22 protein-coding genes and 1 tRNA gene are annotated in these 26,403 nt (G+C 65.7%); 17 read left to right on the top strand and 6 right to left on the bottom strand.

Annotated features, from left to right (window positions below; genetic code table 11):
* Positions 1-14 precede the first annotated feature (14 nt).
* From tsaE to HNP71_RS08675, 6 genes are read left to right on the top strand one after another with little or no spacing between them, the layout of a single operon-like run.
* Positions 15-452 carry a tRNA (adenosine(37)-N6)-threonylcarbamoyltransferase complex ATPase subunit type 1 TsaE gene (gene tsaE / locus HNP71_RS08650; protein WP_183266495.1) on the top strand — a complete coding sequence of 146 codons (438 nt, stop codon included), beginning with the start codon at positions 15-17 and terminating at the stop codon, positions 450-452.
* Positions 442-1,167, top strand: a complete 726-nt coding sequence (locus HNP71_RS08655; RefSeq protein ID WP_183266496.1) for a nucleotidyltransferase family protein — start codon at positions 442-444, stop codon at positions 1,165-1,167. The genes tsaE and HNP71_RS08655 overlap by 11 nt, the downstream gene beginning before the upstream one ends.
* Positions 1,164-4,049 (top strand): double-strand break repair protein AddB, encoded by a 2,886-nt coding sequence (gene addB / locus HNP71_RS08660; protein ID WP_221246719.1) that lies wholly within the window; start codon positions 1,164-1,166, stop codon positions 4,047-4,049. The genes HNP71_RS08655 and addB overlap by 4 nt, the downstream gene beginning before the upstream one ends.
* The gene (addA, locus tag HNP71_RS08665; protein WP_183266497.1) at positions 4,046-7,453 is read left to right on the top strand and encodes a double-strand break repair helicase AddA; all 3,408 of its coding nucleotides are present in this window, start codon (positions 4,046-4,048) and stop codon (positions 7,451-7,453) included. The genes addB and addA overlap by 4 nt, the downstream gene beginning before the upstream one ends.
* Positions 7,454-7,509: 56 nt before the next feature.
* Complete coding sequence (trxA, locus tag HNP71_RS08670; RefSeq protein ID WP_183266498.1) at positions 7,510-7,827, top strand: thioredoxin; 318 nt, start codon at positions 7,510-7,512, stop codon at positions 7,825-7,827.
* 3 nt (positions 7,828-7,830) lie between these two features.
* The gene (locus HNP71_RS08675) at positions 7,831-8,226 is read left to right on the top strand and encodes an acyl-CoA thioesterase (RefSeq protein WP_183266499.1); all 396 of its coding nucleotides are present in this window, start codon (positions 7,831-7,833) and stop codon (positions 8,224-8,226) included.
* Here the strand turns inward: HNP71_RS08675 and HNP71_RS08680 are convergent.
* Positions 8,213-9,190, bottom strand: a complete 978-nt coding sequence (locus HNP71_RS08680; protein ID WP_183266500.1) for an alpha/beta fold hydrolase — start codon at positions 9,188-9,190, stop codon at positions 8,213-8,215. The two genes, HNP71_RS08675 and HNP71_RS08680, sit on opposite strands and share 14 nt — an antisense overlap.
* A gap of 54 nt (positions 9,191-9,244) precedes the next feature.
* Between HNP71_RS08680 and HNP71_RS08685 the strand changes: the two genes are divergently transcribed.
* The 3 genes from HNP71_RS08685 to HNP71_RS08695 all read left to right on the top strand — a co-directional run bounded on the left by HNP71_RS08685 (position 9,245) and on the right by HNP71_RS08695 (position 13,733).
* The gene (locus HNP71_RS08685) at positions 9,245-9,439 is read left to right on the top strand and encodes a zinc-finger domain-containing protein (RefSeq protein ID WP_183266501.1); all 195 of its coding nucleotides are present in this window, start codon (positions 9,245-9,247) and stop codon (positions 9,437-9,439) included.
* Positions 9,436-12,138: a DNA polymerase I gene (gene polA / locus HNP71_RS08690; protein ID WP_183266502.1), complete on the top strand. Its 2,703-nt coding sequence runs from the start codon at positions 9,436-9,438 to the stop codon at positions 12,136-12,138. Before HNP71_RS08685 ends, polA begins: the two co-directional genes overlap by 4 nt.
* 119 nt (positions 12,139-12,257) lie before the next feature.
* Positions 12,258-13,733 carry an NADP-dependent isocitrate dehydrogenase gene (locus HNP71_RS08695; RefSeq protein ID WP_183266503.1) on the top strand — a complete coding sequence of 492 codons (1,476 nt, stop codon included), beginning with the start codon at positions 12,258-12,260 and terminating at the stop codon, positions 13,731-13,733.
* Between the two features lie 70 nt (positions 13,734-13,803).
* Here HNP71_RS08695 and HNP71_RS08700 read toward each other — a convergent pair whose 3' ends face one another.
* Positions 13,804-14,343, bottom strand: a complete 540-nt coding sequence (locus HNP71_RS08700) for a ferritin-like domain-containing protein (RefSeq protein ID WP_183266504.1) — start codon at positions 14,341-14,343, stop codon at positions 13,804-13,806.
* Positions 14,344-14,488: 145 nt separating this feature from the next.
* On the opposite strand from HNP71_RS08700, the gene trpB reads away from it, so the two are divergent.
* From trpB to HNP71_RS08715, 3 genes are all read left to right on the top strand, one after another.
* Positions 14,489-15,706: a tryptophan synthase subunit beta gene (gene trpB, locus HNP71_RS08705; protein ID WP_183266505.1), complete on the top strand. Its 1,218-nt coding sequence runs from the start codon at positions 14,489-14,491 to the stop codon at positions 15,704-15,706.
* Positions 15,703-16,506 (top strand): tryptophan synthase subunit alpha, encoded by an 804-nt coding sequence (trpA, locus tag HNP71_RS08710; protein ID WP_183266506.1) that lies wholly within the window; start codon positions 15,703-15,705, stop codon positions 16,504-16,506. The genes trpB and trpA overlap by 4 nt, the downstream gene beginning before the upstream one ends.
* A gap of 85 nt (positions 16,507-16,591) precedes the next feature.
* Positions 16,592-17,140: a hypothetical protein gene (locus HNP71_RS08715; RefSeq protein WP_183266507.1), complete on the top strand. Its 549-nt coding sequence runs from the start codon at positions 16,592-16,594 to the stop codon at positions 17,138-17,140.
* A 69-nt stretch (positions 17,141-17,209) separates the two neighbouring features.
* Here the strand turns inward: HNP71_RS08715 and cysQ are convergent, their stop codons facing one another.
* Entirely contained in the window at positions 17,210-17,965 is a 756-nt protein-coding gene (gene cysQ, locus HNP71_RS08720) for a 3'(2'),5'-bisphosphate nucleotidase CysQ (protein WP_183266508.1), read from the bottom strand.
* A gap of 86 nt (positions 17,966-18,051) precedes the next feature.
* Here cysQ and HNP71_RS08725 point away from each other — a divergent pair, with 86 nt between their 5' ends.
* A complete protein-coding gene (locus tag HNP71_RS08725; RefSeq protein ID WP_183266509.1) occupies positions 18,052-19,548 on the top strand; it encodes a leucyl aminopeptidase in 1,497 nt (498 codons plus the stop codon).
* A 44-nt stretch (positions 19,549-19,592) separates the two neighbouring features.
* On the opposite strand, the gene HNP71_RS08730 is transcribed toward HNP71_RS08725, so the two are convergent.
* Positions 19,593-19,826: a hypothetical protein gene (locus HNP71_RS08730; protein WP_183266510.1), complete on the bottom strand. Its 234-nt coding sequence runs from the start codon at positions 19,824-19,826 to the stop codon at positions 19,593-19,595.
* Positions 19,827-20,019: 193 nt separating this feature from the next.
* Between HNP71_RS08730 and HNP71_RS08735 the strand changes: the two genes are divergently transcribed.
* The 3 genes from HNP71_RS08735 (at position 20,020) to HNP71_RS08745 (ending at position 22,704) form a co-directional block, all read left to right on the top strand.
* The gene (locus tag HNP71_RS08735; protein WP_183266511.1) at positions 20,020-20,661 is read left to right on the top strand and encodes a S24 family peptidase; all 642 of its coding nucleotides are present in this window, start codon (positions 20,020-20,022) and stop codon (positions 20,659-20,661) included.
* 123 nt (positions 20,662-20,784) lie between these two features.
* Complete coding sequence (locus HNP71_RS08740; protein ID WP_183266512.1) at positions 20,785-21,669, top strand: protoglobin domain-containing protein; 885 nt, start codon at positions 20,785-20,787, stop codon at positions 21,667-21,669.
* Positions 21,670-21,789: 120 nt separating this feature from the next.
* Complete coding sequence (locus HNP71_RS08745) at positions 21,790-22,704, top strand: protoglobin domain-containing protein (RefSeq protein WP_183266513.1); 915 nt, start codon at positions 21,790-21,792, stop codon at positions 22,702-22,704.
* A 60-nt stretch (positions 22,705-22,764) separates the two neighbouring features.
* Here HNP71_RS08745 and HNP71_RS08750 read toward each other — a convergent pair.
* Positions 22,765-22,839: transfer RNA gene (locus tag HNP71_RS08750), tRNA-Val, on the bottom strand.
* Between the two features lie 137 nt (positions 22,840-22,976).
* Here HNP71_RS08750 and HNP71_RS08755 point away from each other — a divergent pair.
* A complete protein-coding gene (locus tag HNP71_RS08755; protein WP_343062371.1) occupies positions 22,977-24,206 on the top strand; it encodes a chloride channel protein in 1,230 nt (409 codons plus the stop codon).
* Here the strand turns inward: HNP71_RS08755 and HNP71_RS08760 are convergent.
* Positions 24,151-26,343, bottom strand: a complete 2,193-nt coding sequence (locus tag HNP71_RS08760) for a prolyl oligopeptidase family serine peptidase (protein ID WP_183266515.1) — start codon at positions 26,341-26,343, stop codon at positions 24,151-24,153. The genes HNP71_RS08755 and HNP71_RS08760 overlap by 56 nt on opposite strands.
* Positions 26,344-26,403: the final 60 nt, after the last annotated feature.

Raw genomic sequence — 26,403 nt, forward strand, 5'->3', positions numbered from 1 at the left:
GGCAAAACGCCCCCATGAGACTCCGCCTGCCCGATGATGCCGCCACACAGGACCTCGGCCGCCGCTTGGCCGCCAAGGCTCGCCCTGGCGACGCGCTGCTGCTGGAAGGCCCGCTCGGCGCGGGCAAATCCACGCTGGCGCGGGCCTTTATCCGCGCCTTGCTGCGCGATGAGCGGCTCACCGTACCCAGCCCGACCTTCACTTTGGTGCAGAGCTACACCACGCCGGAGGGGCTGGAGATCTGGCATTACGATCTGTGGCGGCTGGATGGCCCTTCGGGACTGGAGGAGTTGGGCTGGGACGAGGCGCAGGCGGGAATCGTGCTGGTGGAATGGCCGGACCGGCTTGGGCCACTCACGCCGCGCCACGCGTTGCGCCTCACACTCTCGCATGACGGTGCCGGACGCATGATAGACATGTCCGGCGATGAAAGGTGGTTCGATGCATCCTGATACGGCGGTGATTCTGTGCGCGGGGCTTGGCACGCGCATGCGCCCCCTCACCCTTACCACGCCCAAGCCGCTGCTGGCGCTCGATGGCCAGCCGATCCTGGCGCACACGCTGGCGCAACTGCGCGCGGCTGGCATCAAACGCTGCATCGTCAACACGCATTATCTGGCCGGGCAGTTCGATGACTTCCTGCGCACCTATCCCGAGGTGACGATCACCCATGAGGATGAGTTGCTGGACACGGGCGGCGCGGTGGCTTCCATGGCGGCCAAGGGGCTGCTGCCGAAGGCACCGTTCTACATCGTGAACGGCGACAGCTACTGGGTGGATGGCCCCTGCCCGACTCTGGCGCGGATGTCCAACGCCTTCGACCCGGCACGCATGGACACGATGCTGCTCCTGGCCCGCGCCGCCGGGGCGGTGGCGGATACCGGCAAGGGCGACTTCATCTGGCCGCGCGATGGCGCCCTGGCCCGGCGCGGCGAACGAGATGTGGCGCCCTTCGTCTATGCCGGTGTGCAGCTTGCCACCCCCGCCCTGTTCACCGGAGCGCCGGAAGGAGCGTTCAGCCTGAACCTGCTCTGGGACAAGGCGCTGGAAACCGGGCGGCTGAACGCCATCGTACATGACGGCGTGTGGTTCCATCTTTCCACGCCCGACGACCTGGACCGCGCCGAGGCCGTGCTACAGGCGCGGGAAGTGGGCAACACGACTTGAAAATCGGCGCTTTTTCTCCTGAAGCGCCATTTCTTCCCGCCCTCGCCCGGCTCTGGCTGGCGGGCGAGGGCAGCCCGCATGACGGGCTGATCATCCTGCCCAGCCGCCGCGCGGCCCAGGCGCTGGCGGGCGCCTTTCTGGAAGCCAATGGCGGACAGGCGCTGCTGCTGCCGCGCATCGTGGCGCTGGGCAATATCGACGAAGCCGGGCTGCTCCTCAGCACTGGGTTTGCCCTCCCCCCCGCCATCGCTGATTCGCGCCGTCAGGCGCTGCTGTCCCGGCTGATCCTGGCCCTGAACGGTGAGAGCGGCGCACCCACGCGCCTCGGTCCGGCCTGGGCGCTGGCGGCGGAGCTGGCCTCGCTGCTCGACGAGGCCGACCACGCGGAAATAGACCTCGCCACCACATTGCCCAATGTGGTGGCGGCGGAGCTGGCCTCGCACTGGCAGAAGACACTGCAATTTTTGCAGATCGTTACCCATGCCTGGCCAGACTACCTTACCGATAACGGACTACTGAACCCGGCGCGGCGCCTGGTAAAGCTCATCGACGCCCAAGCCGAAGCTTGGCGCGCCGCCCCGCCGCCGCACCGAGTATGGATGGTCGCCGCCGAGGGCACGCCTGCGATTTGCCGCATGGCCCGCGTGGTGGCCGAATTGCCGCAAGGCATGCTGATCCTGCCGGGCTTCGACCCCGCGCTCAAGGACGAAGCCTGGGACGCGCTGGATGACAGCCACGCCCAAGGAGGCATCGCCAAGCTGCTGGCGTCCATCGGGGCACGGCGGGACGAGGTCGTGTTCCTCCCCGCCCCGTCCTCCGCCCCCCCCGCCAAGCGGGGGACCGTGCTCTCCCGCGCACTACTGCCGGCCGAATCCCTGGATGTGTGGCAGTCGGAAGAGGCGCTGAACATCACCGGCCTCGCTCGGCTGGAAGCGCCCGACGAAGCCCAGAACGCCACGGCCATCGCCATGATCCTGCGTGGCGCGCTGGAAGTCCCCGGCACCACCGCGGCGCTCATCACGCCGGACCGCGGGCTGGCCGCGCTGGTGGCGGCGGCGCTGAAGCGCTTCGGCATCACCGCCGATGACAGCGCCGGCGAGCCCCTGGCCCAGACACCCCCCGCCACCTTCCTGCGCCTGCTGGCCCGTGCCGCCGTGGAGGATTACGCGCCCCTGCCGCTGCTCTGCCTGCTCAAGCATCCGCTCGCTGCCGGAGGCATGCCGCCGCAGGATTTCCGCGACCTCGCCCGGCGGCTGGAAATCCTCAGCCTGCGCGGCCCACGGCCCTCGCCGGGGTTCGGCGGGCTGAAATTCCGCCTCAAGACCGAGCGCCAAGCGGAGCGGGATTTCCTCGACCGGCTGGAGCACCTGCTGCGCCCCCTTGCCTTGCCGGAAACGCTACCCCCCACCGAGGCGCTGCGCTGCCTCATCACCGCCGCCGAATCCCTCGCCGCCACGCCTGAAGCCACGGGGGCCTCCATATTGTGGTCCGGTGAGGCTGGGATGGCGCTCTCCGAACTGCTGCTGGAGATGCTCGGCGCGCTGGAAGACATGCACGAGATCCGCCGTGACGAGTTGGCGGAGCTGCTGGACGAGTTGCTGCAAGGCGCGGTGGTCCGCCGCCCCCGGGCCAAGGACGGGCATCCGCGCATCGCCATCTGGGGCATCCAGGAGGCGGCGCTGCAAAGCGTGGACGTCGCCGTGCTCGGCGGGCTGGTGGAAGGCGTCTGGCCCGCCCCGGCGGAACCCGGCCCCTGGCTCTCGCGCCCCATGCGCAAGCTGGCGGGCCTGCCCTCGCCGGAGCAAAAGATCGGCCAAGCGGCGCATCATTTCTTCTCCCTGGCCAGCGCCTGCCGCGATGTGGTGCTCGCCGCCCCACTGCGGCGCGAGCGCGCCCCCGCCGTTCCCGCGCGCTGGCTTACCCGGCTGGAGGCGATGCTGGCCGGAAGCAAGCTGGCACTCCCCCGCCACGACGCGGCCAGCTGGGCAGCGCAGCTCGACCTGCCGCAAGCCCGCCAGCGCCGGACGAAACCCCGCCCCACCCCGCCCGTAGCCGCGCGCCCGAATACGCTCTCAATCTCGGATGTCGCCACGCTGATGGCCGACCCATATGCGCTCTATTGCCGCAAGATCCTGGCGCTGAAGGAGCTGGACCCGCTGGACGAGGAGAGCGACCAAAGCCTGTTCGGCGACATCGTGCATGCCGGGCTGGCCAGCTTTTTTGCCGATAAGAACGCCGCCGCCCGCCCCAATGCCGCGCAGGCGCTCACCGCCTCGTTGCTGGCCGAGATGCGCCAGCAACGCCCGCGCGCGGCGCTGGAACAATGGTGGGCGGCACGGCTGGAGCGCATCGCCGCCTGGGTGATCGGCGAGGAACAAGCCCGCCGCGCGGCGAACGGCGCGCCCAAGGCGCTGCTGCATGAGGTGAGCGGCGAGCTGCGTCTGGGCCACTTCACGCTGAAAGGCCGGGCCGACCGCATCGAACTGGGTGCCAACGATATGGTTAGCATCATCGACTACAAGACCGGCACGGTGCCAAACGCGAAGGCGGTGAAAAGCGGCGGCGCGCCGCAGCTGCCGTTGGAAGCGGTGATGGCCGAGGCAGGTGCGTTCGGCGAGGAATTCCGCGCCAAGGTGGCGGAACTGGCCTATTTCAAGCTCTCCGGCCGGGCCGAGGCGGGCGAGGAAACCCGTCCCTTCAAGAGCGCTGAAGAGATCGCCGAGGCCATCGCCAAAGCAGGCGAGGCGCTGCCGGAGCTGTTCGCAAAATTCGCCCGCGCCAGCACGGCGTATCTGGCCAGCCCGCATCCCTCGCGCACCAACCAATACGATGCCTATGCCGGGATCTCCCGCCGCGCGGAATGGGAGGATGAGCCGGAATGAACGCGACCGACATCGCCAATAACGAGCAGCGCAAAGCTTCCGACCCGCTGGTCTCGGCCTTTGTCGCCGCCTCGGCGGGCTCTGGCAAGACCAAGCTGCTCACCGACCGTCTGCTGCGCCTGATGCTCGCCGGCACCGCGCCGGACAAGATCCTCTGCCTGACCTACACCAAGGCCGCGGCGGCGGAGATGCGCATCCGCCTGAACAAGCGCCTGGGCGAATGGGTGGTGAAGGACGATGCAAGCCTGCGCGCCGACCTCGCCGCGCTGAACGTGCCTGTGAACCCAGAGCCCCTGGGCCTCGCGCGGAAACTCTTCGCCAATGTGCTGGATCTGCCAGGCGGAATGCGCATCGAGACCATCCATGCCTTCTGCCAATCGCTGCTGCGGCGCTTTCCGCTGGAAGCCGGGCTGTCGCCTCATTTCGAGGTGGCTGATGACGAGCAATCCGCCCGCCGCCTGCGCGAGGCGCGCGAGGCCGCCCTGGCCGACCCGGCGGTGCGCGATGCGGTGCGGGCTTTGGCGGCCGAGACCAACGAACAGGATTTCGCGGCACTCACGCAGGTTTTCGTGCAGGAAGCACCCGCGGAGTTGCTGCGCGATGCCGCCCTCGCGCAGCTGATCGCCCGGCAGCGCGGCGCGCTGGGCGCGGGCGAGAAAACATCCGATGAGATTCTTACAGGTTCGGTCAGCATCTCCCGCGAGACGCAACTGCGTGAAATACTACACCAGATCGCCGAGCGCGGCACCGCGACCGGCGCCAAGAACGCCTATCCGCTGCTCGACTGGCTTTCCCTGCCGCCGCAGGAGCGCGCTGCCAGATGGGAGGTCTGGGCCAACGGCTTCCTCACCAGCGGCAAGGCCCGCACCTTCAAGGGCTATTGCGGCCCAAAGCTGAAAGCCGAAGAGGACAGCTTCAAGGATGAGCTGATCGCCGAGAGCCAGCGCATCCGCGCCGTGCAGGAGATGTTGAAAGCCGCGAAACTCGCCGAGCTGAACGACCATCTGCTGACATTGCTGCTGCCCATCGCCTCGCAGGACCATAACGAGAAAACCCTCGCCTCGCATCTCTCCTACACCGACCTCGTCACCCATACCGGCCAGCTTCTTATCGACCCTGGCGCCGCCTGGGTGCTTTACAAGCTCGATGGCGGCATCGAGCATCTGCTACTGGACGAGGTGCAGGACACGGCCCCCGCGCAATGGGAAATCGCCAATGCACTGGCCGCGGAGTTCTTCGCGGGCGAAGGCGCGCGCGAAGCAAGCCGCAGCATCTTCGCGGTGGGCGACGCCAAACAGTCGATCTTCTCCTTCCAGGGAGCGGATCTGAAAAGCTTTGAGGCCTACAGGAAAAAATTCAAAGCCCAGGCCGTGGGTGCGGGGCGGAACTGGCTCGATGGCCAGCTCTCCGTCTCCTTCCGCTCCACCGCCCCCGTGCTGGCGCTTACCGATGCCGTGTTCGCCGAAGGTCTGGCGCGCGACGGCGTGATTGCCCGCGATGACACGCTGCGCCACGAGGTCAGCCGCGCGGGCCAAGCCGGACGGGTGACGCTCTGGCCCCTCACCCAACCGCGCGAGGCCGCCGAACTGCCCGATTGGGGCCTGGCCGAGGATTACGAAAGTGCCGATTCAGCCAAGGCCGTGCTGGCGCGGGACATTGCTGACTGGATCGCGGCGCGGCTAAAACGCCCCCTGCCCTCGCATAACCGCCCGGCCCGGCCTGGGGATTTCCTGATCCTGGTGCGCCGTCGCGACGATCTGCTGAGCGCCATCACCGCCGAGCTGAAGGCGCGCGGCATCCCCGTGGCGGGGCTAGACCGCATGGTGCTAACCGAACAGCAAGCGGTGAGCGATCTGCTGGCTTTGTGCGACGCGCTGCTGCTGCCCGACGACGATCTCGCCTTCGGGCAATTCCTCGTCTCGCCGCTCGGCGGACTTACCGATGCCAGCCTGATGGACCTCGCTTTGGGCCGGGGCCAGAAGCGGCTGGTGCAGGCGCTCTACGCCAGGGCCCTTGAACGCGCGGATTGGGCCGAGGCAAAAACCTTCTTCGAGGCCCTGCGCTCAAAGGCGGATTTCTACGCCCCCTACAATCTTCTGGCCGAAGCGCTGGGGCCGCTGGGCGGACGTGCCAAGCTGCTGCGCCGTTTGGGCCCGGAGGCGGCGGAGCCCATCGACGAATTCCTCGCCGAGGCACTGACCTTCGCCGGACGCGAACCCGGCTCGCTCCAGGCTTTCGTGTTCGCGCTGCGCCAGACGGGCGCCTCCATCAAGCGTGAGGCCGAGGCCGGGGGCGACGAGGTGCGGATGATGACCGTGCACGGCGCCAAGGGGCTGCAGGCCCCCATCGTCATCATGCCCGACACCACCACCCTGCCCAAGAACGAGCGCCGCCTGTTCTGGCTTGATATGCCGCAGGAGGAGGTGGCGGTACCTGTCTTCTGCCCACGCGCCGATCTGCGCTCGGAAGCGGTGGAGGATGCCGCCACAGCCGTCAAAGAAGCCACGCGCCAGGAATATAACCGGCTACTCTACGTGGCCCTCACCCGCGCCGAGGACGAACTGCTAATCTGCGGCGCCGCCGGCAAGAATGCCCCGCCCGAGACCTGCTGGTACGAGGCCGTGCGGCGCGGCTTCGCCTTGCTGGAAACGCGCGAGGAAAACGGCGCGCTGGTGCATGATTGCGAACAGGTGGCCAAGCCCGACCGCGTCTCCACCCATGCCGAAACCGCCCTTGCCCCCCTGCCCGCCTGGCTCTCCGGCGCGCCGCTCTGGCAGGCCAGCTTGCCGCCCAAGGAAGCCGCCAAGCCGGAGCGCATCGTCCCCAGCCGGAGTACCGAGAAAGAGGCCAAGCGCGTCATTGCCACGAGCCCGTTGGCCCCCGAACCCGAAGCCGCCCAGGCGCTCCGGGCGGCGGCGATGGAAAAGGGCATCGCCGTGCATGCTCTGCTGCAACACCTGCCGGACCTGCCTGCCCCGGTGCGCGCCCAGGCGGCCCTGGCTTACCTTGCCACCCAGCCTGCTTTAGTCTCGCAAGCCGAGGCGCTGCGCGACGCCGTGCTCGCCATTCTGGAGGCTCCCGCCCTCGCCCCTCTGTTCAGCCCCAGCTCGCGCGCCGAGGTGCCTCTGGCTGGCGTGGTGGGGGATAAGGAAATCGGCGGCATCGTGGATCGTCTGGCCGTGACGGACGAAGCCATCTGGCTCGCCGATTACAAGACAGACCGCGCACCGCCCGCCGATTCTTCCGGGATTCCACCCAAATATCTAAGTCAGCTCGCCGCCTACCGGGCGATCCTGCGGCAGGTGTACCCCAACCGCCCCGTGCGCACCCTGCTGGTCTGGACGCAGAGCGCCACCGCCATGGATGTGCCGCCCGCGATGCTGGATAGCGCCACCCCGGCTTGATCCTGGGCGGGTTCGCCTCCATGTTGTGGTGCATTGCAAATAAGTCTGGGTGTATCATGACCAAAGCCGTTACCGACGAAACCTTCGAGACCGATGTACTGAAATCCAGTGCCCCCGTGCTGGTGGATTTCTGGGCCGAGTGGTGCGGGCCGTGCCGGTCCATCGCCCCCTCGCTCGAGGATCTGGCCAAGGAATATGAAGGCAAGCTCGAGGTGGTGAAGGTGAACATCGACGAGAACCCGATGACGCCGACCAATTTCGGCGTGCGCGGGATCCCGACCCTGATCATCTTCAAGGACGGCAAGCCGGCCGCCACCCAGGTGGGCGCCGCGCCGAAATCCGTGCTGAAGGCCTGGATCGAGAAGAGCCTCTAAGCCATGCTCGAGACTGTTGCGGAACACCCGCCCGAGGGCGTGCCGATGGTGCGCGTCATCGCCATGCCTGCCGACACCAACGTGAATGGTGACATCTTCGGCGGCTGGCTGATGAGCCAGATGGACCTTGCCGCCGGCAATCTCGCCTCACGCACCTCTCACGGGCGCTGTGTCACCGTCTCGGTGGATGCGATGAGCTTCCTGCGCCCGGTGAAGGTGGGAGATGAGGTGAGCGTGTATTGCGAGCTGATGTCCTCCGGCCGGACCTCGATGAAGATCGCGGTGGAAGCTTGGCGGCGCGCGCGTGTCGAGCAAGAGGAATACCGCGTGACCAAGGCGGTGTTCACCTTCGTGGCCATCGATTCCGAGGGCAAGCCGCGCCCGATCAAGGAACACTAAGAAAGACCGTCGCTTGGCTGGGGGCGCCGGATGGCAGCCCCCGCCCCTCGATGAACGCCAAAATATCAGCATCCGGCACCGCCCGCTCCAAGTCGCGCGGGATCAGATGATAATCGGGCGGATAATAAGCCAGCGTCACCGGCGCATCCTGCGGGATCGCCTCCCAGCAGCGTCGCATCGCCGCCTTCGGGATCAGCTCGTCATGCCCACCATATAAGATGAGCGCATGCTGGTGGAAGCCGCCGCAGGCGGCCTGGGCTTGGCTCATCAGATCCACCACACCGGCCAGATGATCCACGCGTGGCGCATGGATGGTCAGCGGATCCTCGCCAAAGGCGATCAGCGCCGCCCGGTTATCGGACGCCTTGATATGCATCCCGCGCCCGGTGAGCCGCTTGGCCGGCGCAAGGAGGGCCGTGACCCGCAGCGTGGCTTTATAGAACGGGTTCATCGCCGGGCCGCCCCACACCGCCGGGGCGGTAAGGATATAGCCATCCACCAGCGGCGGGTTGGGCTGCGCCCCCAGCAGCAGACCGATGCCCCCCCCCATGCTCTCGCCCATGACAAACAGCTTCACCCCCGGATACTGGGTGCGCAACTGCACAGCCTCGTCTCGCGCCTCATCCACCAGCGTCTGCGTACCGGGCCAATGGCCGCGGTTCTTCGTGGCGCCGAAACTCGACTGGTCAGGGGCATAAATGGCGATGCCATGCGGGGTCAGGTAGTTCGCCAGCATCTCCCAGCCGTCGCGGCTGTCGGTGTAGCCATGCAATGCGAGAATGACGGCCTTCACCTGCCCCTGGGCCGGGTAGAGCCTGTAAGGCAGGCGGGCGCCATCCGGCAGGGCGAAATAGCCGCTTGTAATAATGGGATGTCCCGGTTTGCCCTGCGGCACGCCGAAGGGGATGGGCGTGCAGGCCGCCAGCACCAGCGCCGGGAGCAAGACCAAGGCCAGCTTGGGCAATGCGCGGAATGCCGTTATGATGCCCCCGAGTGTGACCAGAAAAGGCAGGATGCGATGAGCGTGCAGACAGAAGCGGTGAATGCGACCGAGATCATTCATGTGAAAACCCCTGCGATCTCCTGCGATGGCGGCGTCGGCCCGCTTGGCCACCCGCGTGTTTACCTGCGAATCTTGGATAAGCAAATCGCCTGCCCGTATTGCTCGCGCATCTACGTGCTGGAAGAGGGCGCGGTGGACCACAGCCATTGAGGCTGGTTCTCGTCGACGGCTCGGGCTTCATCTTCCGGGCCTTCCACGCCCTGCCCGACATGACACGTCCCGATGGGGTGCATGTGAACGCCGTATTCGGCTTCTGCAACATGCTGGCAAGGCTGTTGAAGGAGCATACCGGCACGCATCTGGCCGTGGTGTTCGATGCCGGGCGGCATACCTTCCGCAACCGGCTCTACGATAATTACAAGGCCCACCGGCCCGAACCGCCGCCGGAGCTGGTGCCACAATTTGGGCTGATCCGCGAGGCGACGCGCGCCTTTGGCCTGCCGGCCATCGAACTGGCCGACTGGGAGGCGGACGATCTGATCGCCGCCTACGCCAAGGCCGCCACCGAGGCCGGGGGCGAGGCGGTCATCGTCTCCTCCGACAAGGATTTGATGCAACTGCTCCGCCCCGGCGTGACCATGCTGGACCCGATGAAGAACGTCCCCATCGGCCTGGCCGAAGTGGAAGCGAAATTCGGGGTGCCGCCGGAGAAGGTGGTCGAGGTGCAGGCGCTGATCGGCGACTCCGTGGACAACGTGCCGGGCGTGCCAGGCATCGGCCCCAAGGGCGCTGCGGCGCTGATCAACGAATACGGCACGTTGGAGAAGGTATTGGAGGCGGCCCCCTCCATGAAGCCAAGCAAGCGGCGCGACGCGCTGATCGAGCATGCCGACAAGGCGCGGCTCTCCAAGCAACTCGTGATATTGCGCGACGACTCCCCCCTGCCCGCCCCGCTGGACAGCTTCGTGGTGAAGCCCTGGGACCCGGCAGTGCTGCGGGATTTCCTGGTCCAGAACAATTTCAAGAGCCTGCGCCACCGCTTGGGGCTGGAGGGCGAGCCCGAAGAGGAAGCGCCGCCACCCGTGAGCGCCGCTGAATTCGGCCCCTATACGGCCGTTGCCACGCGCGAGGCCCTGGAAGCCGTCTGCGCCCAGGCACGCACCGCCGGGATGATCGCCATCTCGGTGCAGACCGACGCGCCCGCCGCGCTGCATGGCAATCTGGTGGGGCTGGGGCTGGCCACCGCGCCGGGGCAGAGCACCTACCTGCCACTCGCCCACAACCTCGCCCTGGATGACACGCCACAGCTGAAACTGGCGGATGTCATTTCGGTTCTGGCTCCACTCCTCGCCGCCCCCGGCGTTTTGAAGATTTTCCATGACGCCAAGCAGGGCCTGGAAGCTTTGCACCGCGCTGGGCTTGAGAATATTGCGCCCATCGACGACGTGATGCTGATCTCCTACGCGCAAGATGCGGGGAATTTCGCGCATGACGCGCCGACGCTGGCGCGTGTGCATCTGAACCACACGGCCAAGAGCGTGGACGAGGTGACCGGCAGCGGCCGCGCCCGCCTCGGCTTCGCCAGCGCGCCGCTGGACAAAGTCACCGCCTACGCCGCCGAGGCCGCCGATCTTTCGCTCCGGCTCTGGCAGAATCTTAAGCCGATGCTGCGCGTGCATAAATCGCTGGCGCTGTACGAGCTGGTCGAAAAACCTCTCATCCCCGTGCTCGCCGAGATGGAAGCCTATGGCGTGATGGTGGACCGCAACGATCTTTCCGCCATGTCCGCCGAGTTCGAGAGGCGCATGGCCGAGATCGAAACGGATATCCACCGCCTCGCGGGCCAGACCTTCAATGTCGGCAGCCCGAAGCAGCTCGGCGAGATCCTGTTCGAGACGATGCAGCTCCCAGGAGGAAAAAAGGGAAAGACTGGCGCCTGGGGCACGGATTCCTCGGTGCTGGAAACGCTGGCTGAACAGGGCGTGGAAATCGCCCAGCGCGTGATGGACTGGCGCCAGCTCGCCAAGCTGAAAAGCACCTATGCCGATGCGCTGATCGGGCAGATCGACCCGAATACGGGCCGAGTTCATACCAGCTTCCAGATGGCCGCAACCACCACGGGCCGCCTCTCCTCCACCGACCCGAATTTGCAGAACATCCCCATCAGGACACAGGAAGGTGCACGCATCCGCAAGACCTTCATCGCCGCTCCCGGCCATAGCCTGATCTCGGCGGATTACTCGCAGATCGAGCTGCGCCTGCTCGCGCATGTGGCGAATATTCCAGCGCTGAAGGACAGCTTCGCTAAAGGCGAGGACATCCACGCCCGCACCGCCTCCGAAGTGTTCGGCGTGCCGATGGAAGGCATGGACGCGCTGACCCGCCGGCGCGCCAAGGCGATCAATTTCGGCATCATCTACGGCATCTCCGCCTTCGGCCTCGCGCGCCAGCTCGGCATCGCCCCTGGCGAGGCGCGCACCTATATCGACGCCTATTTCAAGCGCTACCCCGAAATCCGCGCCTATATGGAAGAGACGAAGGAGCAAGCACGCACGCATGGCTTCGTGCTCACCCCGTTCGGGCGGCGCTGCTGGGTGCCGCGCATCAAGGACAAAATCCCGAGCCTTCGCGCCTATGCCGAGCGTCAGGCCATCAACGCCCCGCTGCAAGGGGGCGGCGCGGACATCATCAAGCACGCCATGGTCAAGCTGCCCGCAGCCCTGCGCGAGGCTGGGCTTAAGACGCGGTTAATTTTGCAGGTTCATGACGAATTGCTGTTCGAGGCACCGGATGCCGAGGCCGAAACGGCCGCCGCGCTGGCGCAAAAGGTTATGCAGAACGCCGCCGAACTTTCCGTGCCGCTGGTGGTGGAAACCGGCATCGGTAAAAACTGGGGAGATGCGCACTAGGCCCCTGACAGCCGCGAGGGGCGCTTAAAACCAATACCCGCTCTGCCGAGGCCGTATATGAGGTCTGGAACGAGCAGGCTATAACGCTAACGCCTTCAACAAGATCAGGATGTAACATCATGAGTGCTAGTGCCGTAACGAGCCCGAAGACCAAAGTCACAGCTTTGCCGGGGGATGGCATCGGCCCCGAGGTGATGGCCGCCACCATCCGCATCCTGGATGCCGCCGGCGCCCCGATCGAGTGGGAATACGCCGAGGCTGGCGCCGAGGCATTCAAAAAAGGCGTTATTACCGGCGTGCCGCGCGAGACGCTGGACAGCATCTCCACCAACAAGCTGGCGCTGAAGAGCCCGCTGGAGACCCCGATCGGCTATGGCGGTAAGTCCGCCAACGTGACCATGCGTAAGTTCTTCGAGCTGTACGCCAACATCCGCCCGGTGCGCGAGCTGCCCGGCATCACCACCCCGTTCTCGGGTCGCGGGATCGACATGGTGATCGTGCGCGAGAACGTCGAAGACGTGTACGCCGGCATCGAGCACATGCAGACCACCACCGTCGCGCAGTGCCTCAAGCTGATGACCGCCCCGGGCTGCGAGCGCATCATCCGCGCCGCCTACGGCCTGGCCCAGGCGGAAGAGCGCAAGGGCGTGACCGTCGCCACCAAGGCGAACATCATGAAGCTCACCGAGGGCATGATGAAGCGCATGGGCGAGAAGGTCGCCGCCGAGTTCCCGGACATCAAGCCCGGCCACATCATCATCGATAACTGCGCCCACCAGCTCGTCATCAAGCCGGAAGCGTTCGATGTCATCGTCACTTCCAACATGAACGGCGACATCATCTCCGACCTCGCGGCCGGTCTGGTCGGCGGTCTGGGCATCGCCCCCTCCTCCAACCTCGGCGACCACGCCGCCATGTTTGAAGCCGTGCACGGCTCCGCGCCGGACATCGCCGGCAAGGGTCTGGCCAACCCCACCGCCCTGCTCTCCGCCTCGATCATGCTGCTGCGCCACATCGCTGCATTCGACGTGGCTGAGAAGGTCGAGCAGGCGCTGTTCATCACCCTGGCCGAGGGCAAGAACCTCACCGGCGACCTCGCCCCGCGCGGCCATGGCGTCGGCACCGCCGCCTTCACTGACCAGGTCATCGCCAATCTGGGCCGTTCCTCGGCGATGAAGTCCCGCACCTACAAGAAGTTCGAGCTGAAGACCTGGCCCGAGCTGACCGCCCACTCCGAGCCCACCACCCGCGAGCTGGTCGGTATCGACGTGTTCCTGGAGACCGATCTCGGCTCCGAGGAACTGGGCAAGACGCTGGAAGCCATCGCCCAGGACAGCCCCTTCACCCTATCCGGCATCTCCAACCGCGGCGTGCAGGTCTATCCCCCCACGGGCGGCTACACCTTCCTGGTGGATCACTTCGCCTGCCGCTTCATGTTCAAGAACCCGATCTCCCTGACCGACTCCACCAGCAGCGGCCAGCCGGAGATCAGCTACCTGGTGCAGCGCCTCGGCGCCAAGTTCACCTGGATGCACATTGAGAAGCTGCAGCGCTTCGACGGCAAAGATGCCTTCGAGCGTCCGCAGGGCGCGTAACGCCTCCCAAACGGAAAAGCCCGGACCAAGGTCCGGGCTTTTTTTATTGCAGGAGCTTTGGCCCCGAGCCTTAGTGGCGATACGTCGCGAGCAGGTCTTCCATATCGCTGGCATGGGCTTCCTCGTCCTCAGCGATCTCGCTCAGCAGCGCGGCGGAGTCCGGGTCTGTGCTCTCGAAATGCGCGACCAGCTCGCGGTACAGCTCCATGACGCAGCGTTCCGCGGCCAGGTTCTCCTCCAGCCGCTTGGCCAGCGCGCCCTCGGCGGCATCCGGCGAGACATGGCGCGAGAACAGCCCCGCCGGGGCGTAATCCGGCTTGCCGCCCAGCGCCAGAATCCGCCCGGCAATGCGCTGCACATGCACGCGCTCGTCAGCAGCCTGGGCCTGAAACTCGGTCCCGGCCCAATTCGACTCCAACCCCTCGCGCGAGATCGACATCATGCTGTAGCGCAGTACGCAGGCAATCTCGGCGGTCAACAGCGTCTGCAACAGTGCCACGCTATGCTCCGGCCCGGTTCCTCCCGCCTGCAAACAAGCCTGCGCCGCCGCGTACTGGCCCTCAATGTCCTGAAGGAAGTAACTTTCCCTGGTGGCGGCCTCTTCGAACATGGCGCTGGTCTTTCCGGCTGGCGATGTAATTAAGAATTATTCTCATTAAATATAAGCAGAAATTCCTGCTATACTCAAGCCTCACCACGCCTGCGCGCCTAGGATGGACCTTTATCCCCGCCTGGGGTTCAGCTAAAGCCGGGTAATGACCACGGTACTCCCCAACACATTGCGTAACGGCCCGGATGGGCGCGGGCGGTTCGGCGAATTCGGCGGGCGCTTCGTCGCCGAGACACTCATGCCGCTGATCCTGGAGCTGGAAGCCGCCTACGAGGCGGCGAAGGCCGATCCGTCCTTCCAGGCCGAGCTTGATTATTATCTCAAGCACTATGTGGGGCGGCCGAGCGCGCTGTGGCATGCCGAGCGGCTGAGCCGCGAGCTTGGGGGAGCCAAGATCTACTTCAAGCGCGATGAGCTGAACCATACCGGCGCACACAAGATCAACAACTGCCTGGGCCAGATTCTGCTGGCCAAGCGCATGGGCAAGACCCGCATCATCGCCGAGACCGGCGCCGGACAGCACGGCGTGGCCACCGCCACGGTGTGCGCGCTCTTCGGCCTGCCCTGCACCGTATACATGGGCGCGGTGGACGTGGAACGGCAGAAGCCGAACGTGTTCCGCATGAAGCTGCTGGGGGCCGAGGTCGTACCGGTCAGCTCCGGTGCCGGCACGCTGAAGGACGCCATGAACGACGCCATGCGCGACTGGGTCGCCAATGTGCAGGACACGTTCTACATCATCGGCACAGCCGCCGGGCCGCACCCCTACCCGGCCATGGTGCGCGACTTCCAGTGCGTCATCGGCGAGGAAGCCAAGGCCCAGATGCTGGAGGCCGAAGGCCGCCTGCCGGATGTGGCCGTGGCGGCGATCGGCGGCGGCTCCAACGCCATCGGGCTGTTTCACCCGTTCCTCGACGACACGTCCGTGCGCCTCATCGGCGTGGAAGCCGCCGGCCACGGGCTGGACAGCAACGAGCACGCGGCTTCGCTCAGCCGTGGCCGCCCTGGCGTGCTGCACGGCAACCGCACCTATCTGCTGCAAGACGATGACGGACAGATCCTGGAAGCCCACTCCATCTCCGCCGGGCTGGATTATCCGGGCATCGGGCCCGAACATAGTTGGCTGCATGATATCGGCCGGGTGGAATACGTGGCGGCGACGGACAAGGAAGCCCTGGCCGCCTTCCAGCTCTGCACCCGTACCGAGGGCATCATCCCGGCGCTGGAGCCGAGCCACGCGCTCGCCCATGTCACCAAGATCGCCCCGAAGATGAGCAAGGACGAGATCATCCTGATGAATCTCTGCGGCCGTGGGGACAAGGACATCTTCTCTGTGGCGAAGCACCTGGGAGTGGAACTGTGAGCCGTATTGCTGGTGTGTTCGCCGGACTGAAAACGCAGGGCCGCGCGGCGCTGATCCCCTTCGTCGAGGCTTATGACCCGAACCGCGAGACCTCGCTGGCGCTGCTGCGCGGCATGGCCGAGAACGGGGCGGACATCATCGAGATCGGCATGCCCTTCACCGACCCGATGGCCGATGGCCCGACCATCCAGGCCGCCGGGCGGCGCGGGCTGCTGGCCGGGGCCAGCCTGCACGGCGTGCTCGGGCTGGTGGAGGAGTTCCGCCGCACCAACAACCACACCCCGCTGGTGCTGATGGGCTATCTCAATCCCATCCTCTCCTACGGTGTGGAGAAATTCTGCGCCGACGCCGCGCGTCTGGGTGTGGACGGGCTGATCGTGGTGGACCTCCCGACCGAGGAAGCCGATCTGCTGCTGCCCGACGCTGGCAAGAACGGGTTGGACGTGATCCGCCTCGTCGCCCCCACCACTTCCGACGCCCGCCTGCCCTTGGTGCTCGAGGGCTCGTCCGGCTTCGTTTATTACGTCAGCATCACCGGCATCACCGGCACACGCACCGCCTCGGCAGCCGACCTCGCCCGCGACATCCCGCGCATCCGCGCAGCCACCAGCCTGCCCATCGCCGTGGGCTTCGGCGTGCGCACGCCCGAACAGGCCGCTGTGGTGGCCCAGCATGCCGACGCCGCGATCGTCGCCTCCGCGCTGATCGAAACGCTGCAGCGTGAAAATGTGGACGCCGTGCTGCGCGACGTGAAAGCGCTGTCCGCAGGCGTGCGCGGGGCGCGCCAGAAGGCGGCCTGAGCGGATACTAAAACACCGCCCCTGATTTGGAGGGGCGGTGTCTGTTTTTACCTTACTGATTATGCTGCCAGGGCGATCCGTTGCCATGGTCCTGGTTCTCCGGGGGGCGCTGTTCCCCGCCGCCCCGGGGCTGTTGCCCGCCACCTTGCTCCTGCCAGCCGCCACCGCCGCCTTGTTGCTGGTGTCCCTGCCAGGCATTGCCACCGTTTTGCTGGTAGCCGCCGCCTTGCTGCTGGTGCCCCTGCCAACCGCCATTACCCTGCTGGTGGTAGCCGCCGTCTCCACCTTGCTGGTATCCACCGCCGCCCTGCCCCGGATGGCCCTGCCAACCACCACCACCGTGATCGCCATCACGGCCCTGCCAGCCGCTACCGCCGTGGTCGTGGTCGTCGTCGTGGCCATGCCAACCACCACCACCGCCACCAATATAGACGCCGCCGCTATAGGCCGGCTCGGCGTAATACCCGCCGCCACCGTAATAGCCGTCACCGCCGCCATAATAGCCGTCGCTGCCATACACGCAGCCGGTGAGGGCCAAGCCAAGAACCGCCAAGGGGGCAATAAGGAGCTTTTTCATGATGGGCTTCATGCTCGTCCTGCACCGTGGCGGCAATACGGCAGGATTGGCACATGATAACGTCGCTTCTGCTCCGCTATTCGCATGTTTCAGACCTTCGGCGTTCCCGCCTCCGGGCATCACGCTCTAGCGCAATCCCCAGACAAAGAAATCCGGATTTTCCCAACCTGGCTTGCCATAACGCAGGGGGGCGCCGTCACGGGTCAACACGCAGCCACCCGCCGCCTCCAGCACAGCCTGCGGGGCGGCGGTGTCCCACTCCATGGTGCGGCCAAGGCGCGGATAAAAATCCGCCTCCCCCTCCGCCACGCGCAGGAATTTCAGCGCAGAGCCGATATTGGTGAGCGAGGCGATCCTGTACCCGGCCAAAAACTCCGCCAAACGCGGATCATTGGCATAATGGCGCGAGGCCATCACCGCCAGTCCCTCGGGCGGGGGGCGGCGGGCTGCAATCTTCTCCTCCACCCCAGCTCGGCGGCGCCAAGCCCCCTGCCCGACAATGCCGAAATGCACCTCCCCCAGAGCCGGTGAGGCGACCGCCCCCAGCACTGGCGCACCGCGCTCGATCAGCCCGATATTCACCGCGAACTCATCCCGCCCGGCGGCGAATTCGCGCGTGCCGTCCAGCGGGTCGACCAGCCAGTAGCGCTCACTCGGCGCGGTGATGCGCCCGGCGGCCACCTCCTCCTCGGCAATCACCGGTATCTCGGGTGCGGCAGCGCGCAGCCGAGCAACGATCAGCGCCTCGGCACGGGTATCCGCCACCGTCACCGGCGTCGCATCCGCCTTGGCGTCCACGGCGAAGCCCGCCGCCCGTACCGCCGTAATCACGGCAGCCGCTTCTTCCACCAGCTTTACCGCCAGTTCCAACAGTTCGCGCATGGCTCCCCTGTAGCCCGCCTGCCAGCCCTGGCAAAGCCGCCCCGGTTTGTTATGGTCATGACCAGAAGATGACAGAGGAACACGCAATGCTGGAGATCTCTTTCGCCAAGCCCGAGCTGCCGAAATCGGGCGTGCTGGTGCTGCCCGTGGCCGAGGGCGCGGCGCTCGCGGGACACGCCGCGGCGCTGGACAAGACGCTCGATGGCGGACTAACCCGCGCACTGGAGGCTGCCGAGTTCAAGGGCAAGAAGGGCAGCCAAGCCAGCCTGCTGGCACCTAAGGGTTATAAGCGCGTGCTGGTGCTGGGTACCGGCAAGGGCGAGGCGCCGCAGGGCGCGGAAGCTCTGGGCGGGACCATTGCCGCCACACTGACGCGCGAGAGCGATGCCGCCGTGCTGGCCGAGGGCTTCACCCCCGAGCAGGCGGCTGCCATCGGCTTCGGCGCCCGGCTGCGCGCCTACCGGTTCGACAAATACCGCACCACGCAGAAGGATGACGAGAAGCAGAAGCTGCGCCATCTCACCATCTTCACCCCCGAGCCGCGCAAGGCCGAGACCGCTTATGAGCGCCTCGAAGCCCTGGCCAGCGGCGTGGAGTTGACGCGCGACCTGGTGACCGAGCCCGCCAACACCCTCTACCCGGCGGAATTCGCCGACCGCACCGAGGAGCTGAAAAAGCTGGGGCTGAAGGTTGAAGTATTCGACGAGGACGATCTCAAGAAGCTTGGCTTCGGCTCGCTGCTCGCCGTGGCCCAGGGCAGTGTGCGCCCGGCACGCATGGTGGTGCTGCAATGGCTCGGCGCCTCGGGCCATGACGACGGCAAAAAGCAGAAGAAGCCCAAGGACCCGCTGGTGTTCGTCGGCAAGGGCGTGACCTTCGATACCGGCGGCATCTCGATCAAGCCCGCCGCCGGGATGGAGGACATGAAGTGGGACATGGCCGGTGCCGGCACCGTGGTCGGGCTGATGGCTGCACTCGCCGGGCGCAAGGCCAAGGTGGATGCGGTCGGGCTCGTCGGGCTGGTGGAGAACATGCCCTCGGGCAGCGCCACCCGCCCGGGCGACGTGGTGAAGAGCTATTCCGGCCAAACCATCGAGATCCTGAACACCGACGCCGAAGGCCGCCTCGTGCTGGCCGACGTGCTGTACTACGCCCAATCCCGCTTCGCGCCCAAGCTGATGGTGGACCTCGCCACCCTCACCGGCGCGATCATCATCGGCCTTGGGCATGAATATGCCGGGCTGTTCGCCAATGACGACGATCTCGCCGCCAAGCTCACCGCGGCGGGCAAGGCGGTGGACGAGAAACTCTGGCGCATGCCGCTGGTGGGCCTGGGCGAGAGCTACGACAAGGAGCTGAACTCCCCGATCGCGGATGTGAAAAATATAGGCGGCGGGCGCGCTGGCGGCTCCATCACCGCCGCACAGTTCCTGCAACGCTTCGTCAACGGCAAGCCCTGGGCGCATCTGGACATCGCGGGCATGGCCTGGGCCTCCAAGGACTCCGCCATCACCCCGAAAGGCGCCACCGGCTTCGGCGTGCGGCTGCTCGACCGCTTCGTGCAGGATAATTACGAGGACTGACCCTATAACCGGGCAGGCCATTCCCCGGCCTGCCCGTCTCGCCTCTACGCCATCGGCACCAGGGCAATCCGCCGCCCCTCGCCCGTCACGCTGACAATCCGCCCGCCCTCGGTGCTGGTCAGCATCACCATATCCCCCTCGCACAGCAAATCCGCCGCATCGGCAAAATACCCGGCCTCGGCGGCGCGGCTGAAATTGTCGTTCCCCGCCTTGTAGTGCCACAGCGTGAAGCCGTTGGCGTAGGCGAGAACCGAGAGGTTGCGGAGCGAGAAAGCCATGGAGTTTTTCCTTTTGAAAAACCTAAGGTTGTAGAGACGAGAGGCTTATATTCCTACACAAAGAACATAACAAGAACTTTCTGTCTGGTTAACGCATTTTTCTCCACGTTTTTCGGACAAAATTCCTATTCCTCCTTGGCTGACTCATCAAAGCCAGATAAGATTTTGAGATTACAGTATCGGCAACAAGGGCATGCGGCACGACGACATCTGGCGCGCGATCGACACCCTGGCGGCGGAGCATGGGCTCTCGCCCTCCGGTTTAGCGCGCAAGGCCGGGCTGGACCCGACCAGCTTCAACATGTCCAAGCGCCGTACGGCGGATGGACGGCTCCGCTGGCCTTCCACCGAGAGCCTGGCGAAAATCTTTGCCGCCACCGGGGCGGGAATCGAGGAGTTCACTGCCCTCGTCACGGGCGCGCGCGCCATGCCGGAACTGCGCAAAGGCCGCACCTGGATTCCGTTAATAGGCATGGCCCAGGCCGGGGCCGAGGGCTTTTTCGACGATGGCGGCTACCCTGCGGGAGCCGGGTGGGACGAGGTGGAAATGCCCGCCACCGCCGATGTGAACGCTTATGCCCTAAGCATAAGCGGCGACTCCATGGAGCCGGTGTACCGCGAGGGCGACACCATCATCGTCTCCCCCGCCGCTCCGGTACGCGTGGGCGACCGCGTGGTGGCCCGTACCACCGAGGGCGCGGTAATGGCCAAGCAGCTCGTCCGCCGCACGGCCACGCGCATCGAGCTGGCCAGCATGAACCCCGCTTACCCGGAACTGCGCTTCGGAGCGGGCGAAATTCTGTGGATGCACCGCATCATCTGGGCCAGCCAGTAGCGTTAAATCATCCTACAAATTATTGTTGCTATTTCGTGAGAAATCAGCCATCTTAACCTAAGATTAATATAATTTTTTATTAGCCAGTTAACCGAGTAGTTAATTTTTAGAGGAGCCAATAAGGTGCACAACGCCCATGTAAACGGCGTGTTGCAAGCACTGGTCACCAACACGCCCAGTATCCAGGGCGCCGCCGTCATCCAGGGCGATGGCCAGCTTGTCGCCTGCCACCTGCCTCAGAATTTCGACGAATCACGGATCAGCGCCACGGTAACGGCAATGCTGCCCCGCGGGCTGGACCTTGCCGCCGCGCTAAAATGCGGCAAGCTGGAACAACTGTTGCTAACGGGCGAAATCGGCCATGTGCTGCTGCGCGAGGCAGGCCCGCAGACCATGCTGTGCACGCTGGCTGGCCCGACTGTGCAGATGGACACACTGCTCCAGGCCACAGGCAACGCGGCCTCCCGCATCTCCCGCATGCTGTCGTCAATTTCCTTCACGGCTCCATCAACCGGCACACGCAGCCCGGAGGCGCTGTACGAAGCCGCAGGGTTCACCGAGGCTGACCAGACGCTTGTTACCCAAATCTGGCCCTATGTCCGCACCGCCCTGCCGGGAATCGCCGACCGGTTCTATCAGGTCCTGGGTGCCGAGCCGCAAATGGCGGCGCTGCTGGCCGGGCGTGTGGAGTCGCTGAAGCGGACTCATCTGACTTGGCTGGAGAGCCTGTTCTCCGGCGATTACGGGCCGGATTTCATCCGCCGCCAGGAGGAAATCGGCAAGGCGCATACCCGTGCCGGCGTTACCCCGGTGTTCTTTGCCGCCAGCATGGCGTTTCTGCGTTCGGTCTTTCCGCCCGCATTGCACGCCTGCATGCCAAGCGAGGAATCGGCCAAGGCCGCAACGGGTGCCGTGCTCCGGCTGCTCACCTTTTGCCAGCAAATCGTCGACGGAAAATACGCGCAGACGCTCATCCGCCTGGACGAGACCATGGCGAAAGCCAAATAATGGGCGTTCAGCTCCCGTAGAGGAGGCTGAGCGCCTATTACGTGTCCTCACATTAAAAAAACATTACTGGAAGATAAAAATGACTTCCATCACTTCGAAAATCGCGAATAAATTCGTGACATGTCTGTTACACCCCAGAATGCGCTCATACCCCCGGCCGAGATAATCGCCGTCCTCCAGGATCTCATCAGCAGCTCAAGCGCCATTGAGGCCGCAGCCGTCGTTGCCCGCGACGGAAGGATCGTTGCCCGTGCAACACGCCGTGACGCGGAGGCAGATGCGCTGCATGCCGCCATCGCGGAGCTGCTGGCCCCCGATTCGACGGCCATGCGCCAAGTCGCGCTGGGCACGCTGGGGCAGGTTGTGCTCTCGGCGGCGGCGCGGCGGGTGATGATCCGGCAAAGCGGTCCCAACGCGCTGATCTGCACGCTCACCGGCGGCCATGGGCGTGGCGGATCGCAAATGCCCTCCATCAGCGGTGCCGCGGCCAAGCTTGCCGACATGGTGCCCGAGCCCCCGGCGGAACCACGCCCCGTATTCGGGACCAAGCTCGTCCCCGCCGCCACTGCCGTTCCCGAATGCCCGCTCAGCGCCGATGAGCTGTCGCGAATCGTTGCCCTGCGCCCCTATGTCATCGGCATTCTACCAAGCGTGACCGACAAGGTTTACAACGCCATCGAAGCCGAACCGCAAATGGCCAAGTTCATGGCGAACGGCACCGCCCGGCTGCGGCAAATGCATCTGGTGTGGCTGGAGAGCCTGTTCTCAGGCGAATACGGACCGGCTTTCGTCCAGCGCCAGCAGGATATCGGCCGCGCCCACAGCTTGGCTGGTATTCCACCTGTGCTGTTCGCCGCCAACATGGCGTATCTGCGGGCAATCTTCCCCACCGCCCTGCGAACCTGCCTGGGCGAGGGTGTTCTAGCGGAAAACGCTATCGGTACCGTGATGCGACTCGTCGATTTCGCCCATGATCTGATCGACACAACATCCGCTGGTTTGATTGCGCGCCTCGGTACACCGCGCCGGGTTTGAAATCAGGCTGCTTGCGCATGGCTGCTATTTTAGCCAATCCTCTGATTTCTTTAGTGGATATGGTGGGCGCTACAGGGATTGAACCTGTGACCCCCACCATGTCAAGGTGATGCTCTACCGCTGAGCTAAGCGCCCATATCCACGCGGGCTTACTAGCGATGTTGAGGCAAAGAGGCAAGAGCTTGGCTGACAAAGAAAAGAGATGGCGGCGCAGATTATGGCGCTCCTGGCGGTTATGGTCGCGTCGGCTGGCATTCTGGTGCGGGGCCCTGGTGGTTGGCGGGGTCAGCATCGCCTTCGCCAAGCTGGCGGACTGGGCCCAGAATACCTTCCTCACCGCGTCTCACAACTTCTGGGCGCTGCCGCTGTTACTCACCCCGGCTGGCTTCGTCCTCAGCGCCTGGGCGGCACGGGAACTCTTCCCCGGCGCGCAGGGCAGCGGCATTCCGCAAGCCATCGCCGCCCGCCAGATGCCACGCGGCATGGCGCTGCAACGCCTGCTCTCCCTGAAAATCTGCTTCGGCAAGATCGGCCTGACCGTGCTCGGCCTGCTCACCGGCGCCTCTGTGGGGCGCGAGGGGCCGACCGTGCAGGTGGGAGCGGCGCTGATGCTGCAGGTCTCGCGCATCGAGTCGCTGGCCAATGAGAGCGGGCTGATCCTGGCCGGGTCCGCCGCCGGTATCGCCGCCGCCTTCAACGCGCCGCTGGCCGGGGTGGTGTTCGCCATCGAGGAAATGAGCCGTTCCTTCGAGGTCCGCACCAATGGGCTGGTGCTCACCACCGTCATCATATCCGGCCTGGTCTCGCTGGGCGTCACCGGCAATTACACCTATTTCGGCATCACCCATGCCGCCGTGGTGCATCCGCGCGATTGGCTGCTCACCGTGGCCTGCGGCGGGCTGGGCGGGCTGGCAGGCGGCGCGTTCTCGCGGCTGATGCTGGAGGGCTCGCGTTTCGCGAGCCGGTGGATCGCCGCCCACGACTCGCGCCGACGTTTCATCTTCCCCCTGCTCTGCGGCCTCGTGGTAGCGGGCATCGGCGTGGCCACGCATGGCGCCACCTTCGGCACCGGCTATGCCCAGGCCCGCGCCGCCGTGGAGGGCCACGCCCCAGGCTGGGATTTCTGGCTGGCCAAATTCGCGGCCACGCTGGTCACCGCCATCTCGGGCCTGCCGGGCGGTATCTTCGCGCCATCACTGGCTGTGGGGGCTGGCTTGGGGGCCTGGATCGCCGGGGCCAGCGGCGCCAGCCTGGGTGCGGTGCTGGGCATGGCCGGGTATTTCGCGGGCGTGGTGCAGTCGCCCATGACCGCCTTCGTCATCATCATGGAAATGACCGGCAACCACGCCAATGTCATCCCGCTGATGCTGGCCTCGATGCTCGGCCTTGGCGCTTCCAAGCTGATCGCGCGTGAGCCGCTTTATCACGCGCTCTCACACAATTTCCTCAGACCTTCGGCTGATACCGCGGATCGCCCGTCCGCCACAGCACAAACGCCATGATGTCGGCGGTTTCCTGATCGCGCTGGGCGCGGGTGGAGCCGATCCCGTGCCCGGCATCCGTGTCCACGCGCAGCAGCACCGGATTGCCCGAGGCCGTGGCCGCCTGTAGCCGCGCCGCCATCTTGGCGGGCTCCCAGGGCGCCACGCGCGGATCGTTCATCCCGGTGGTCAGCAGCACGGACGGGTATTTCACCTTGTCATGCACATGCTGGTAGGCATCCATCGCCAGCAGGTCGTGGAACCCCTCTTCGGTTTTCACCGTGCCGAATTCAGGGATGTTCGGCGGGCCGTTGGGCGAGAACTCGCTGCGCAGCGCATCTGAAACGCCGACCATGTCGATCACCGCCGCCACCAACTCCGGGCGCTCGGTGAGCAGCCGCCCCACGGTGATGCCGCCCGCCGAGCCGCCGATCACCGCCACGCGCCGGTGCGAGGTGTATCCAGCCTCGATAAGATGCAGCACGCAATCCTCGGCATCCTGCCATGTATGGTATTTCTCCGCCTTCTGCCCTGCCAGATGCCATTCCTCTCCCAGCTCCCCACCGCCGCGCACATGCGCCACGGCGAACACCCCACCGGCATCGAGAAACGGCAGCCAGCGCGCCAGAAAAACCGGATCGAGCGTGATGCCGTAAGCACCGTATGCTTCCATCAGCAGCGGCTCGGCCCCGTCCCGCTTCACTCCTTTGCGATAGACAATGGAGAGCGGCACGCGCGCACCATCCCGCGCGGTGGCGAACACCTCTTCCGAGACATAGGGGGAAACGTCGATCTCCGGCCGGGGGGCGATGTCCGTTTGCATCACCCCGCCATCGGGTGCCACATGGCAGATCACCTGCGGCCGCACCCAGGATTCCAGGCCGAACCACGCACCGCCATGCAGCGTGTCGGCGTAGAAGCTGTCCTCATCGATGGCGCCGGAAAACGGCAGCGCCACCTGGGTGATCTTGCCGTCCGCGCCCAAGTGCCGCAGCCCGGCCAGCCCGGCATCGAGTTCGCGGATATACAAGCCATCCCGCGCCGCCGCGATGGCGCGGATCACCGCCATGCTCTGCGGCACCACCTCCACGGCATTGGCGATTTGCGGCTTTTCCGCCGCGAGTTTCAGCACCTTGTAATGCGGCGCATGTTTGTGCGTGAGCAGAAAGATCTCCGCTCCACGCACGGCGAACCCGGTCACCGCATCCTCCGGGGCGCAGATCTTCACCCAGCCCGGATGCCCAGCCAGCACATCCGTAAGCTTCGCGGCATAGAGCGTCAGCTCATTCTGCACACCGGACTCCAGCATGCCGATTGCAATATCCGAACCCGGCGTGACAGCGATCCCCGGCGCATCGATGTCCTGCACCGGTACCGAGGCATCCAGCCCATGGCCGAAAAGCTTCACATCCTGCGCCGGGTCGGTATTCAACCGATGCAGCCAGCACAGGCTGTTCTTCTCGTAATCCAGGCTGTCGGGCGATACGTCCTGCAACCGGTTGTAGAAAAAACCCGAGCCATCCGGCAGCCAGCTCGGGCTGGCCCAGTTGGTGCGGTCGATCTGCTCAGGCAGCACGGTGTTTGTCGTCACATCCAGCACGCGCAGCACCGAACGCTCCGACCCGCCGGAAGAAACGCCGAAAACGACATGCGCGCCATCGGGCGAGGCTTCCCACCAATCCAGCTCGGCATGCTCGCCGGGCTTGGCGTAGCTGTCGGGGTCGATAAGCAGCGTCTCCGCGCCGTTGGCCCCCGCACGCATGAACAGCTTGGAGGTATTGGCCCCGGCCGGGCGGCGCTCGATGAACAGCGTCTCCCCGCCCGTCTGCACGCTCACCACCGCAGCCACGGCGGCAGTGTTTTTGCCGATGGCCTCGGCCAAGGCATCGCGCCCGGGAAGCGCAGCCAGAACCTTGGCGGCATAGGCGCCCTGGGCGCGCATATAAGCCTGCCATTCCGGGCCTTGCGCCTCCATCCAGCGATACCTGTCGGTGATCTGGTGTCCCCAGAGCGTTTCTACCACTGGGCGTACCGGCGCCACCGGAGGGCCACCGCCGGGGGTAAAATCCACCGGTTTCACATAGCCCTCGGCGCGGGCCGCGTGGGCAAAAGCCAAACAGGCGGTGCTGGCGAGAAAGGCGCGGCGGGAAAAACGCATGGAGGCTCCGCTTAAACTGGCGCGGGGAGGATAGACAGCCCCGTCACGGTGCACAATGCG

Source organism: Acidocella aromatica, from assembly GCF_014201825.1.
Lineage (GTDB): Bacteria > Pseudomonadota > Alphaproteobacteria > Acetobacterales > Acetobacteraceae > Acidocella > Acidocella aromatica.

Coding starts and splice junctions, on each gene's coding strand:
- tsaE (WP_183266495.1), top strand. CDS start 15: ATGAGACTCCGCCTGCCCGATGATGCCGCCACACAGGACCTCGGCCGC.
- HNP71_RS08655 (WP_183266496.1), top strand. CDS start 442: ATGCATCCTGATACGGCGGTGATTCTGTGCGCGGGGCTTGGCACGCGC.
- addA (WP_183266497.1), top strand. CDS start 4,046: ATGAACGCGACCGACATCGCCAATAACGAGCAGCGCAAAGCTTCCGAC.
- trxA (WP_183266498.1), top strand. CDS start 7,510: ATGACCAAAGCCGTTACCGACGAAACCTTCGAGACCGATGTACTGAAA.
- HNP71_RS08675 (WP_183266499.1), top strand. CDS start 7,831: ATGCTCGAGACTGTTGCGGAACACCCGCCCGAGGGCGTGCCGATGGTG.
- HNP71_RS08685 (WP_183266501.1), top strand. CDS start 9,245: ATGAGCGTGCAGACAGAAGCGGTGAATGCGACCGAGATCATTCATGTG.
- HNP71_RS08695 (WP_183266503.1), top strand. CDS start 12,258: ATGAGTGCTAGTGCCGTAACGAGCCCGAAGACCAAAGTCACAGCTTTG.
- HNP71_RS08700 (WP_183266504.1), bottom strand. CDS start 14,343: ATGTTCGAAGAGGCCGCCACCAGGGAAAGTTACTTCCTTCAGGACATT.
- trpB (WP_183266505.1), top strand. CDS start 14,489: ATGACCACGGTACTCCCCAACACATTGCGTAACGGCCCGGATGGGCGC.
- HNP71_RS08715 (WP_183266507.1), top strand. CDS start 16,592: ATGGTCCTGGTTCTCCGGGGGGCGCTGTTCCCCGCCGCCCCGGGGCTG.
- cysQ (WP_183266508.1), bottom strand. CDS start 17,965: ATGCGCGAACTGTTGGAACTGGCGGTAAAGCTGGTGGAAGAAGCGGCT.
- HNP71_RS08725 (WP_183266509.1), top strand. CDS start 18,052: ATGCTGGAGATCTCTTTCGCCAAGCCCGAGCTGCCGAAATCGGGCGTG.
- HNP71_RS08730 (WP_183266510.1), bottom strand. CDS start 19,826: ATGGCTTTCTCGCTCCGCAACCTCTCGGTTCTCGCCTACGCCAACGGC.
- HNP71_RS08735 (WP_183266511.1), top strand. CDS start 20,020: ATGCGGCACGACGACATCTGGCGCGCGATCGACACCCTGGCGGCGGAG.
- HNP71_RS08745 (WP_183266513.1), top strand. CDS start 21,790: ATGTCTGTTACACCCCAGAATGCGCTCATACCCCCGGCCGAGATAATC.
- HNP71_RS08760 (WP_183266515.1), bottom strand. CDS start 26,343: ATGCGTTTTTCCCGCCGCGCCTTTCTCGCCAGCACCGCCTGTTTGGCT.